Raw genomic sequence first — 11,409 nt, 5'->3', positions numbered from 1 at the left:
TGAGCCTTTCCGCGTAACGTCCGGTGGCTGTGTGTGATCAACTTTTGTTTGGTTATGTGGTTCGGCTGTGTTCGTGGTGGAGCAGGATCAGGGCAGCGGCTGTGATGTCGCCGAGGCGCCAAGGGCAGCCGCGGTAGCGGCGGAGGTTCTTGTAGGTGGTTTTGAGTAGGGAGTTGGCGCGTTCGCCGAGGCAGCGCAGGGCGCCGTGGATGGCGTTGTAGGCCTGTTCGTCGACGGTGAGTTGTCCGTCTTTTGGTTTCTTGAACGGGATCGTGAAGGTTGTGGGTTCGCCTTCGTAGCCGAGGTCGGCCAGGGCGAGCGCACCGTCGCTGACCCAGTCGGTGATCCGGGCAAGCAGTTCGGGGTCGGCGCGGGCGGCACTCATGTCGTGTTCCCGGCCAGGCCGTACGTCGGAGGTCCACAGTGGCCACCCGTCCGGGGCGGAGACAACCTGAATGTTGCCGCCGTGATGGCGGTGCTTGCCGCTCCACCACAAGTCCACGCCGCGGGTGGGGCCGGGCGTGGCGATCCGATCGGTGTGGATCAGCGTGCCGTCCACGATCACATGCGAATGACCAGCTGCTTTCGCCGCCAACAACGCACCGTGCAGCGACGGCCGGCGCGCGGCGAGCACCGCGATGCCCTCATCCCGATACTCGTACGCGGTGGACACGGCAATCGCGTTATCCCTGGCCAGCGCCGACATCCTGGTGTCGTCGAGGAACCACCGCAAGACGAGAACTGCTTGCTTGTAGGTACCCAGCGCTCGCCGACCCTTGCGGGTACCACGCCGGACACGCTCGGCATGCAACAGACCGGACAGGAACAGCACGCTGCCCTCGGACACATCCAGAACAGCAGTATATGCGACACTCATCAAGCGCAGAACCTCTATGAAGTTGATCTCGGAAGGACCACCTTCATACCGGGGTTCTGCGCTCTTCTGTTGTATGGCAACACCTTCGGCGTGTCATCAACACCGAAGACCACTGCTACCCTAAGTCACCAACGGTTACGCGGAATGGCTCAGTGGCTACACCCTCGCATACGAGGTTGTGCAAGCGGCGGACTTCGGTGTTGCACAGGATCGCCAGTTCGCTGTTGTGATCGGATCGCGCATCGGCCAGATCGACTTGCCGACTTCGTCGGATGCGACCAAGTTCGATGGCCGGCACCGAACAGTCCGCGATTGCATCGGCTCGATCGAGCTCCCCGTGTACAACGCGGACCTGCCCGACGTCACTACCACGCTCGTTGGCCAACATGTACGTGGCCCCTTCCGCGGCTATCACCTCCACCTCACCAGGCAGCCGACTCCACTGTCATATCAGCGTTACTCACATATCCCGCCAGGCGGCGACATCCGAAGTGTGCCATCCAACCTGCTACCCCCTCACTACTTGCGCAGAGGGCTGCAGGCCTCAGCTGGGGTGATGGGTCGTATGCGGTGGGATATGCCGGCGCCAGCGATTCGAACGGATTTCTTCAAACCCGAGAAAGGTCGATATTTACACCCCGAAGAGCATCGCGCCATCACCCACTACGAAGCGGCGCTGCTACAGGGATTTCCTTCGGACTATCAATGGTGTGGATCAAAAACGGAGATCGCTCGCCAGATCGGAGACGCAACACCTGTGGGGCTTGCCGCAACAATCGCCAGGAACATCAAATCCTTCCTGTGATGAGGGCTCGCTGCGGTTACCATTTCAGGAGGTATTTCGACACTGCGGGTGCGTCCTTGGCGAGGGCGCTTCGCCAGGTGAGTACGCCCCTGTTCTGAAGGCGTCCGACGATCACGATCGGATGTACGCCAAGCGTGTTCGCGGCATTGGTGAGCCAGGGCTGTCCAACGCGGTCTGGGATAGCCGGTAGTGGGGCGGGCAGGATCCATTCCGCCGCTAGTTCGTTGGCGGCATGCTCGCGTTTGGGCTCGGATACGTGCTCGGCATCGTCGAGTACGACCTCGTCGGCGATGTGGTCGAGATAGACGTGTGCTGTTTCGTGCAGGAGCGTGAACAGCACCTTGTCTAGCCGGTGTCCGCGGCCTGACAGGCCGATGACAGGCGTGCCCTCCAGGGTGAACGATGCGCCGTCGATCTTGCTTGATGGGAACGCTTCCTCATACACCAACCGGACGCCGACCTCGGCGAAGAGGCCGGGTAGGTTGGTGAACGAGGCTGGGTTGCGGACTATGCCGCTTAGTTGGCGCGCCAGGTCGAGCAGTTGATGTTTCGAGTGCGGCGCGACGTGGATCTGTTCGGCTCTTCTGCGGATGCAGGCCAGCCAGGTCATCTGTGTCGTTGACACGCGTTCGTGGAGATTGCTGCGGCGAGCCGCCATCGGTAGGCGAGGGGGCTCGTAGATGTCGGTGAGCCCGAAGAGTTGGCAGAGTTGCCGAGCTTGGCCTTCGGTGCTGGTCTCGGTGATCACACCGCGTTTGCGTAGGACCGAGATCGGTGCCAGTTCTTTCAGTCGCGCTCGTAGCTTGACATCCTCCAACTGCTTGCGGGTGTCCGCGTCCTGCGCCTGCCGCCACAGGTGGTACCGATCCTGGAAGTTCAGCCAGAACTCCGGGCTCGTGCCCAAGGCTGCGGCGATCTGCGCCGCGGACTCGCGTGTGATCTCCTTCTTGCCGGAGATGATCTCGGAGATCACTTGTGCGGGGCGGCCGAGGATCTCCGCGAACTCGGCCTGAGTCCAACCACGTTGGTCGAGTTCCTCAAGGAGTTGTTCGCCCACCGGGAATGCTTCAGCAGACGCGGGGTTCATGGTGTGACCTCCCCCGTATCGGACTCGACGATGCCTATCACGGTCACCTCTTCGACGGTGTCGGTGCGGAAGTCAAGGAGCAGCCTCGCCTCGCTTGTCAGGCGGATCGAGGAATAGGACTCGGCACAGTCGTCCGCGGTGTGGAGATCCAGGCACGCGAGCGCGCGAAGATCCTTCACGTTCTTCGCGGCTACGAGAGCCTGGTAGCGCTTGCGGAAGGCTCTGATCGCCTCAGGCTTCCACAATGGCGGGGTGAACGCGCAGTCGACCGCGAGGCGGCACAGCACCTCGTCGCCGAACTCCACTCGCATCTCGACTCCTGCCCATCACCCTTCGGCCGATGCCACCGATCGCTGCCGCGCAGGGTAGCGCGTCCGTCCGAGCTTCTGGTCCATTGGCGTTGCGACACGCTGGCTGGTCGTATAAAGACCATCACCCCTTGACTGAAGACTGTACTACGACATATGGTACCGCCATTCGGACGAAGATCGTCGGGAGCGGACAGTGCCAGTCGGGTCACCGCGGACGTGGACTCGCACAACAAGACGCAGGAGAACGTATGGAAGACGACTACCCCCGCCTGGAGGACCTGCTCACCCAGGCCCGTGGTCAGGTCGAGGTCACTCAGGAAGAACTCGACGAGGCTCGTGATCGCCGACAGGCGATCGCCTCCGCGCTCCTCGCGGAGTTTCCCGGCTCCCGGGTTTACTTCAACGGCAGCGTCGCCCACGGTGACGCGCTCACTCCGCTCACGGACATCGATGTCGGGATCGTCATCGCTGAGGCCAAGCAGACGCATGGGCCAGGCAAGAAGGGCCCGCGGGACCTGATGGACCGCGCTGCCGACGCGATCCGCCGGGAGCTGAAGGCCGACTTCCCGAAGCTTACGGTCCAGGTCGAGGGGTGTACCCGCGCAGTACTGGTCCGCTTCGGTGACCCTGTGCACGCCGGGGAGAAGGACTTCACCGCTGATGTCATCTGCGCGGTGGACAACGCCGAGGATCGCGGGCTTTTCATTCCCAAGGTGCCCGGCTGGTCACGTTCGGACCCAGAGGCTCACACCAGGATGGTCCTGCAGGCGATCAAGGATACCCGGGTCGCCTTCGCCCACATCGTCCGGCTGCTCAAGCACTGGAACCGTCGCCACGGCAAGCCGCTGTGCTCCTGGAACATCAAGGCCCTCGCGCTCGCGTGCATCACCAGCCCCATGGCCCAGCTGCACGGGCTGGCCATCTGGTTCACCTACGCGGCCACCGAACTGGACAAGGGCGAGACCCAGGACCCGGCCGGCGTCGCGGAGAAGCCGATCAAGCTCGGCAAGGGCTGGACCCGCGCCCAGGTCGTCACAGCGCTCCGCGAGGCCGGCAAGCGGGTGGAGGAGGCCGCGCGGCTTGAGCGAGACGGATATCCTCTGCAAGCTCACGCCGAACTCGCCAAACTGTTCAACGACGAGGACATGCTGCCCCACCCCGACCCTGACGCCGTCCGTGACGAGGCCGTGCGCCGCTTCAAGGAGCTGAAAATCGGTGGGACGATCGCTGGTGTGGGTCGGGGCGCCGGCCGTCAGCAGGTTCCGGTCAGGAGCTGGGCGCCATGAGCGCGACCGATCTGCTCTGGTACGGCCTGCGCCCGTCCTGGCAGGTCGCGGTGGAGGCCGCTGCTCGCCGTGAGCACGGGAACGACCTTCGACTCTCGATACAGATGGAGTGGATCACGTACTGGGTGCCGGTCGAGGTGCCGGGTCGCCGGCACCCGGTACCGACCGAGATCGTCTTCCATCACCGGCCGCCCTACCCGTGCTGGGGCCTGGCACCAGAGGAGTATCCACGAATCTTCGCCGCCTCTGGCGAGCGCTCGCCGCACCGCATGCCCGACGACGCCCTCTGCCTGTACTACCCGCTCGGGCCCGCACATGAGCGCTGGCGGCCGATCAACGGACTGCTGGCACTGATCGACCTCGTCCGCAACCACCTGTTGTTGGAGGACCACTGGCGAGCCACCGGCGGCCACTCCGGCGGTGAGTGGTTAGGTCTGGAACAACCCCACGGCACGACCGAGACAGCCGCGTAAGACCACATGATCTCCACTGCCGTCGCCACCGGACTCTGGGTGCCACTCCTCGGCGACCTGGACAGCAGGGCCGTCGCCACCGTGCTCGCCGCCCTTCTCGGAGTCCTCGGCGCGATGGTCACCGCCATCATCGCGGCCGTCGTCGCGGTCAAGGCATACAAGACCCAGCAGCGCGAACAACGCCGCCAGCAACGCGCGACGTTCTACGCCGAAGCGGTCCGCGCGGTCGAGGACTACGCAGAGTGCCCTTACCGGATCCGCAGACGCGACGGTAGCGCCGCGGCACGTCGGGAGATCACCCAGCACATCAGCGACGTCAAGTCCCGCATCAGCTTCTACACCGGTTGGATGGCGATCAACGGCACCGACGACGTACGCGCCGCCTACGACACCTTCGTCAAGACCGCTCAAGCCGAGGCCGGCAAACAGATGACCGCCGCCTGGCTGGACAAACCGACAAGACGCGACCGCGATGTCCCCATCGGCACCGCACTACCCCGCGCAGCAACCGACGCAGCACGCGACAAACTGCTCGCGGCAATGAAGAACGACATCACATCCAAACCCCGTTGGTGGCGCCGGTCGAACTAGTCACAGTGGCTTGAGGATGGCGAACACCACGGTGGACGCAGCGCGCAGAGGACAGTCGATGGCTTCCGTCCGAGGTGCGCGAGGTTCTGACACGTGGGATGGCCGAGTGGGCCGTATGGCCCTGGCATCGCAGAGATTATCATTTTGCTTCGGAGTTCGGCTTTGAGGAATCCCGTTATACAGGAAGACTTGGAGAAGTATTCGAGGATGCGCGTTCGATCGAGGATGTGACGCAAAATAGTGAGGTGTTTGAGGATGCGACACATCGATTGAGCTTCAGTTCCGATCTGTTGAAATTGTCCGAGGATGGTGAAACTCTAGCGCGGAAGCTTCTTTCCTCGGAGTTCCTTCAGCCTTACTTCTTACGTAAGCGACATCGCAGGTGATCTTGAGTTTCTAGCCAAGTCGTCACGTCATTTTGTCGTCAATGGTGGGGGGAATGGAATCAACGGTCGTCGGGCTGTATAGAGAAGGCTCGACATCACATAACCTTTGGTTGGTTGCTGGTAGCTACTTTTTCTGCGTCATTGGTCAACGTGATGTCCGGTGTGAATCTGGCGAGATATTTTGCGAGTTCTCGGTAGGTGTAACCGACGAAGTCCGCTAGTTCCTCCACAGAGGATGGGGGGACTTCCACGACGCCTTCGGGGTGCTTGTTTAGCTTGTTCCGCGCCCACTGGACCATTGGTCGGAACTTGTCGTTTCTGTCGTTGATCAACTCTCGGAGGTTGACTTGCAGTACTAGGTTTGTCAGCTCGATTTGAGCCCGCTGGAGTGCGTGTGTGAGTAGGGTCGGCCCTGGGACACCGAGTACACGGCACGATTCCAGGAACCGCAGCACCGACATGTGCCGCGTGCCGTGCTCATACGACAGCAAGGTGCGATCGCCGATACCGGATGGCATCTGGGCGACCATCTGGGCTCGCGACCAGCCTACGGCCTCCCGCGTTCGGCGTAGTTCCTCTCCGATCGCGCGTGAGATGGCATTCTCGATGTCTTCGTACAGTTTTGCTTGGAGATCGTGTTGCTCAGTCGGATCTGGTGTGGGATCTACCGGCTGTGGTTTTTCTGTTGGGTTCTGTTCGGGGCTGGATTCTGCAACTGAACTAGTGGGACCTATGGACTGAGGTACGGGGTTCGACGCTCGCGGTGGATCTGGTGTGTAGATCTCTGACGGTGACCATGAGTCCGGTGGCTGTCCCAAGGGCGAGGGCTCGGACATGTTCACGGCCGTTCGCTCCCTTCGCGGCGCGCGGCGCGGGCTTGGATGCCGTCCGCTGCAGCGGTGAGGCGTTCTGCCAGTGCGTGTTCCTCGGCGGTCGGGATCGGGGTGGCGCGGCGGGCATCCTCGTCGAGGTAGCGCAGTACGTACTTGCCGAGCATCGCGTTCACGACTGTCAGCTCATGCATCAGTAGGCCGTCTTCGTGAGCGTCGTCCGAGGCCAGCGCTCGGCGGCTGGTCGGCAGGTCGTTCAACATTGGACTGATTGGTCCTCTCCTGGGGCTGGACGGGGCGATGACCAGCGACAACGGGTGTGCGAAACTTGAAATCACCGTGTCATCAGCTCGGGATCAGCTCAACGATCTTGGGGCGACATAGGCACGACTTGTCGCGACACGTTGTGGAGGGGAGGACTTCGGGATGCGGGTGTTTCGTACGCTGCTGGAGCGGAAGATCTGGGAGCGACGCCAGACCTTCGAGGAGTTCGCCGAGTTCGTTGAGGTCTTCGCTCGGGACCGCGGTGAGCCTGGCTCCGTCAGTGTGCGGTCACCTGCAGCGGCTCGCCGGCGGTCGTGGGCCTGGCGGACGGCCGATCGGTTCCGTTCGGCCGGCGACTGCCCGGTTGCTCGAACGTATCTTCGAGGTGAGCATCGTTGAGCTGCTGGCGCCGCCGGCCGAGGCTGTCCCCGTCGTGGTGGACCTCGGCGAGGAGCCAGTGCCGGGTTCGGGTGGAGTGCATGCCGAGCAGTTGAGAGATCTTGCTGGGTGGCTGCCGGACTCGACCCGGCAGAGGGTGGCCGCGAGGCTGGAGTCACTCGACCTCGGTCGCCTGCGGGACCGCGGTGCCCGACTGCGTAGCGTGGGTCGGAGTCAGCTCGCGGGCGCACTGGCGGGGTACTACGCCGGCAGCGTCACGCCTTACGGTTTGTACGGTGCGGACGTTGACGGACAGTCCGTGCTTACGTCTGTGCTCACCCGGCCCGAGTGGGTAGATCTCACGGTGGCCTTGACGTCCGACACTGACCGCATCGTGTTGGCTGACGTCGAGTTGGACACCGTTGGTCGGATCGACCACGTCAGCGACCATGAGGCCGTCGACCAGCTTGCCGAGGCTGCAGCGTTCGGCGTGCGCATGACCAATCGGCCGCTGTACCGGTTGCTTGACGTCGATATCCGCGACGGTGTCATTACCGGGAGTGTGGGGCTGGCGCACTTTGGCGTGTATGCCCTGACGATGAATCTGCTTGAAGGTGAGCTTGCTGACGTCCTGGTCGCCGGGCGGTCGGGAGAGCTGCCGCTTCGGGATCGGCATATGCCGGATCTGGCCGCTGTGCTCGACCTCAACAGCCGGCTCTGTGCCGGGGGAGTGGCCGGGCTGTGCGCCATCGCTCGGCCGGCTGACGTATACCGCGGTCCTGCCGACTATGCGCTCTTGGTGCAGGAGCGGTCCGGGCAGGTGATCAACGCTGCCGGGCGGCTGGCGGTGATCCCGAAGGGATTTCACGAGCCGTTGAATGACGTCCGGGCCGATGCGCCGATTGGGGCGACGCTCCGGCGGGAGATGGAAGAAGAGCTGTTTGGTCGTGTCGACGTCGACAGCACGGCCAATGTCAGCCGTGCGGCCGTGCCAATGCACCCTGGGCGGTTGTCCGCACCGATGCATTGGCTGCTTGACGCGCCGGGTCGTCTGCGTACCGAGTGCACTGGGTTCGGGCTCAACCTGGTCAGCGGCAACTACGAGTTCGCCGGGCTCGTCGTCGTGGACGATGAGGAGTTCTGGTCGCGGTTCGCTGGGGACATCGAGTCCAACTGGGAGTCGTCCGGGCTGCGGCTGTACTCCAGTCTGGATCGTGCGTTGATCAGCAAGTTGGTCATGGACGAGTCGTGGACCAACGAAGGGCTCTTCGCGTTCCTGCAGGGGCTTCGACGCCTACGGGAGATCGGCGGAAGTCGGGTGGATCTGCCGGATGTCGAGGTCACCTCACGTCGCTGAGGGCCAGCGGACCACCATCACGACCGCATCGGTCAGGGCTTCCCACGAGTGGTCGATGCCCGGTCCCCACAGGACGTAGTCACCCTGGGTTGTCAGCACCTTGCTGCCCTCGGTCAGGTCCACCCGGAACTCACCATGGATCAGCACCAAGAGGGTGGTTCGCTGGTCGTCGGCCGTCCACTCGTGGCGTTGCTCGCCGGCTGGGTGCGTTGCCCACTTGACCTCCACGGCCTTGCTGTGGCGGACCCCCTCGGTCGGGTCGATGAAGTGGCCCAGGAGCCAGCCGCGGGTGTCCTTCGTGTCCTCGGCGGCGTTCCCGTAGCACCAGTTCACAGCCACTAGCTGATCTCCCATTCGATGGTCGGCGCGTTCACTCGGTCTCCGCCGACTTCGCTCAGGCGTCGGAGGCCCTGCAGCAGCGCGAACAAACCCTCATTGCTCCAGGTCTCGTCCGCGGCCAGCTCGCTCAGTAGACCATGGTCGAGACTTGAATACTGACGCAGGGATGACGCCTCCCAATTCGCCTCGATCTGGCCACCGAACCGGGTGTAGAAGTCCTCGTCGTCGATCACGATCAGGCCGGGGAACTCGAAGTTGCCGCTTACCAGGTTGAGGCCGAAACCGGTGCATTCCATGCGGAATTGGTCCGGGTGATCCATCAGCCAACGCATCGGTTCAGAGAGGCGACTTGGGTGCATCGGGTCGGCGCGGAGCTGCTGGCCGGCGGTGCTGTCGATGTCGTCGCGGCCGAACAGCTCTTCTTCCATCTCTCGGCGCAGGGTTGCGGCCAGGTGCGCGTCTGCTCGGTAGTCCGTGATCGGCTGATGGAAGCCCTTGGGAATCACGGCCAGCCGGCGCGCGGCGTTGACGACGTGGCCTGAGCGTTCCTGCACCAAGAGCACGTAGTCGGGCGGGCCGCGGAACGGGTCGGCCGGCCTGGCGATCGCGCACAGGGCCAGCGTGCCGCCGGCGCAGAGGCGGGTGGGCAGGTCGAGGACGGACGCCGTGGTCGGGAGGTAGCTGTCCCTCAGTGGGAGCGAGCCGGGGGAGATCGGCGAGCTGGCCGCCATCGCGTCGACCAGCTCGCCTTCGAGGAGATCCATCGTCAGGGCGTATCGCACGAAGCGCGTGACCTCGGCCGTTCCTCTGATCGCGCCCTTGCTGGCCTCGATGTCGACCAGGCGGAACAACGGGCCGTCTACGAGCCGGATGTTCAAGGCCAGGGTCTCGGCGAGCCGTTGAGCTGCTCGGCCGGCCATGGTGTCGTTCAGTGGAACGTCGAGGTCAGCGGCCGTCTTGGTGACTGCGAGCCGGTCCCTCGGAGGCATCAGGGAGCAGTCGAGGTCGAGCCAGTCCGGGTGCGTGAGGATGCTCGTCAGGGATCCGGATGCGGAGTACTGGCCGTGTCCGCCGGGGTGGCCGGGGTAGTAGGCACGTAGCGCTTCGGCGATCCGTTGTTGATCGACTTGGCCCCGTCTGACTCCTCGGTCCTGGAGCTGTCGAACGTCGGTGCGTGACAGCCGTGCCGCGACGTCTCGCCGGGCGGTGCCAGGCCCCCATCCTGCGTGGTGGTCGAGCCAGTCGAGCGCTGCGGTGATGTTCGGATCCGCGCTGAGCCGGTGCTCGGCTTCAGCGGCCGTGTTGTCCTGTTCGGATGAGCCGCCCGTGAGCGCCGCGAACCGTGCCTTGGTCGCTGGTGACGCCTGGTCGAGGGCCGCGTCCAAGGTCTCTTGCATGCCCGACTGAGGGGGGGTGGTCGGCTTGTGGTGCCAGTCGGCGACCGTGCGAAGGCCGATGCCGAGGCGCTTGGCGAACGCTTCGTTACTGAGGCCCATCGCCTTCTGCAAGGTGCACGCCGTTTCGCCGGTCCACCCGTTCCCCGATCGCACTTATTGCCCCAGTCGTCGTCTTATGCACCGGTTTCGCGCTGGTTCCGCACTGTTTCCCCATCGGTTCCCCGGTGATTTCGACGTGGAATTGACGGCATGGAAAGCACGCGGATCAGCACGGTTCTACCTGCCGGGTTTTACGGTTCTGATGACCGTCGACAGGTCGGATTTCAGGTCGTCGAGGCGCTCGTTGATCTCGTCCAGGCGCTGTTCGAGGGAGTCGAGGCGGGACCAGAGGGTGTCCGTGCGGTCGGTCACCTCGTCGTCCACGTCTGGTGGCTGGCGACCGTGCAGGACAGCGTCCAGGTGCTCCGGGTGCCAACCGAGCGTGACAGAAAGGGATGCGAGGGTGCGTGTGCTCCGGCGGCGTTCAACCGTGTGGTGCTGCAGCTCACGGACGATTGCCTGCGAGACACGGGAGCGTTCCGCGAGCTCGCGCTGACGCCAGCCCAGCTCGTTCACGCGCTCGTTGATCGCCTTCGCGACCGCAGCCCAGTCTTCCGACACCCATTCCTCCGCGCTCCGCCTCAGCGCTGAGATTAGCGGCCCTCGCTCATTCCTTCGCGCAATACCGCGCGTTTCGCGACGCGGGCGAGTCGACGCGTCTTCGATAGCGCTGAAATCAGCTCTAGTTTGTTGAAATCATCAATTCTGACTTTAAGGACTTCTCTGATGAGCACACCTATGTCCAATTCCGGGCGACGGAAGTACTACAGCGTTGCCGAGGCTGCCTGGCTCCTCAGTGTCCCGCGATCGATCCTCAGCCGGGCTGTTCGGACCGGTGCGATCCCTACCGTTCGGCGTCGCTCGCGGCTCGTCGTGCCTGCGTACGTGGTGAAGCGGCTGCTCGACGGGTCGGCGGGAGGTGAGTGGCC

Annotated in this window: 12 protein-coding genes and 1 pseudogene; 5 read left to right on the top strand and 8 right to left on the bottom strand. The window is 63.8% G+C overall.

Annotated elements, in window-relative coordinates:
- Positions 1–52: 52 nt before the first annotated feature.
- Positions 53–877: a transposase family protein gene (locus tag ACJ73U_RS04120; RefSeq protein ID WP_407776157.1), complete on the bottom strand. Its 825-nt coding sequence runs from the start codon at positions 875–877 to the stop codon at positions 53–55.
- Positions 878–1,043: 166 nt separating this feature from the next.
- Between ACJ73U_RS04120 and ACJ73U_RS04115 the strand changes: the two are divergent.
- Positions 1,044–1,682, top strand: a pseudogene (locus tag ACJ73U_RS04115) (DNA cytosine methyltransferase); the annotation flags it as partial.
- 16 nt (positions 1,683–1,698) lie between these two features.
- Here the strand turns inward: ACJ73U_RS04115 and ACJ73U_RS04110 are convergent.
- Positions 1,699–2,769, bottom strand: coding sequence for a HigA family addiction module antitoxin (locus tag ACJ73U_RS04110; RefSeq protein WP_407776156.1), 1,071 nt, complete (start codon positions 2,767–2,769; stop codon positions 1,699–1,701).
- On the bottom strand, positions 2,766–3,074 hold the full coding sequence (locus ACJ73U_RS04105; RefSeq protein WP_407776155.1) for a hypothetical protein: 309 nt from the start codon (positions 3,072–3,074) through the stop codon (positions 2,766–2,768). Before ACJ73U_RS04105 ends, ACJ73U_RS04110 begins: the two co-directional genes overlap by 4 nt.
- 254 nt (positions 3,075–3,328) lie before the next feature.
- Here ACJ73U_RS04105 and ACJ73U_RS04100 point away from each other — a divergent pair, with 254 nt between their 5' ends.
- Genes ACJ73U_RS04100 through ACJ73U_RS04090 form a run of 3 tightly spaced genes read left to right on the top strand, consistent with a single transcriptional unit; the run spans position 3,329 to position 5,430 of the window.
- Complete coding sequence (locus ACJ73U_RS04100; protein WP_407776154.1) at positions 3,329–4,366, top strand: hypothetical protein; 1,038 nt, start codon at positions 3,329–3,331, stop codon at positions 4,364–4,366.
- A complete protein-coding gene (locus tag ACJ73U_RS04095; RefSeq protein WP_407776153.1) occupies positions 4,363–4,839 on the top strand; it encodes a hypothetical protein in 477 nt (158 codons plus the stop codon). The genes ACJ73U_RS04100 and ACJ73U_RS04095 overlap by 4 nt, the downstream gene beginning before the upstream one ends.
- A 39-nt stretch (positions 4,840–4,878) precedes the next feature.
- Positions 4,879–5,430, top strand: coding sequence for a hypothetical protein (locus tag ACJ73U_RS04090; RefSeq protein WP_407776152.1), 552 nt, complete (start codon positions 4,879–4,881; stop codon positions 5,428–5,430).
- Between the two features lie 481 nt (positions 5,431–5,911).
- Here the strand turns inward: ACJ73U_RS04090 and ACJ73U_RS04085 are convergent, their stop codons facing one another.
- Together ACJ73U_RS04085 and ACJ73U_RS04080 are read right to left on the bottom strand one after the other, a co-directional pair.
- Positions 5,912–6,148: a hypothetical protein gene (locus ACJ73U_RS04085; RefSeq protein WP_407776151.1), complete on the bottom strand. Its 237-nt coding sequence runs from the start codon at positions 6,146–6,148 to the stop codon at positions 5,912–5,914.
- A gap of 506 nt (positions 6,149–6,654) precedes the next feature.
- The gene (locus ACJ73U_RS04080; protein ID WP_407776150.1) at positions 6,655–6,909 is read right to left on the bottom strand and encodes a hypothetical protein; all 255 of its coding nucleotides are present in this window, start codon (positions 6,907–6,909) and stop codon (positions 6,655–6,657) included.
- A gap of 365 nt (positions 6,910–7,274) precedes the next feature.
- Here ACJ73U_RS04080 and ACJ73U_RS04075 point away from each other — a divergent pair, with 365 nt between their 5' ends.
- Positions 7,275–8,645 (top strand): transcriptional regulator, encoded by a 1,371-nt coding sequence (locus ACJ73U_RS04075; RefSeq protein ID WP_407776149.1) that lies wholly within the window; start codon positions 7,275–7,277, stop codon positions 8,643–8,645.
- Here the strand turns inward: ACJ73U_RS04075 and ACJ73U_RS04070 are convergent.
- The 3 genes from ACJ73U_RS04070 to ACJ73U_RS04060 all read right to left on the bottom strand — a co-directional run bounded on the left by ACJ73U_RS04070 (position 8,634) and on the right by ACJ73U_RS04060 (position 11,041).
- Positions 8,634–8,984: a signal peptidase I gene (locus ACJ73U_RS04070; RefSeq protein ID WP_407776148.1), complete on the bottom strand. Its 351-nt coding sequence runs from the start codon at positions 8,982–8,984 to the stop codon at positions 8,634–8,636. The two genes, ACJ73U_RS04075 and ACJ73U_RS04070, sit on opposite strands and share 12 nt — an antisense overlap.
- Positions 8,984–10,492, bottom strand: coding sequence for a transcriptional regulator (locus ACJ73U_RS04065; protein ID WP_407776147.1), 1,509 nt, complete (start codon positions 10,490–10,492; stop codon positions 8,984–8,986). Before ACJ73U_RS04065 ends, ACJ73U_RS04070 begins: the two co-directional genes overlap by 1 nt.
- A 165-nt stretch (positions 10,493–10,657) precedes the next feature.
- Positions 10,658–11,041: an XRE family transcriptional regulator gene (locus tag ACJ73U_RS04060; RefSeq protein ID WP_407776146.1), complete on the bottom strand. Its 384-nt coding sequence runs from the start codon at positions 11,039–11,041 to the stop codon at positions 10,658–10,660.
- Between the last annotated feature and the right edge of the window lie 368 nt (positions 11,042–11,409).

Source organism: Actinophytocola sp., from assembly GCF_045807065.1.
GTDB lineage: Bacteria > Actinomycetota > Actinomycetes > Mycobacteriales > Pseudonocardiaceae > Actinophytocola.
Note: the sequence above shows the minus strand (reverse complement) of the source record. Positions and strands in the feature narration are given on the sequence as shown.

Coding starts and splice junctions, on each gene's coding strand:
- ACJ73U_RS04110 (WP_407776156.1), bottom strand. CDS start 2,769: ATGAACCCCGCGTCTGCTGAAGCATTCCCGGTGGGCGAACAACTCCTT.
- ACJ73U_RS04120 (WP_407776157.1), bottom strand. CDS start 877: ATGAGTGTCGCATATACTGCTGTTCTGGATGTGTCCGAGGGCAGCGTG.
- ACJ73U_RS04100 (WP_407776154.1), top strand. CDS start 3,329: ATGGAAGACGACTACCCCCGCCTGGAGGACCTGCTCACCCAGGCCCGT.
- ACJ73U_RS04095 (WP_407776153.1), top strand. CDS start 4,363: ATGAGCGCGACCGATCTGCTCTGGTACGGCCTGCGCCCGTCCTGGCAG.
- ACJ73U_RS04080 (WP_407776150.1), bottom strand. CDS start 6,909: ATGTTGAACGACCTGCCGACCAGCCGCCGAGCGCTGGCCTCGGACGAC.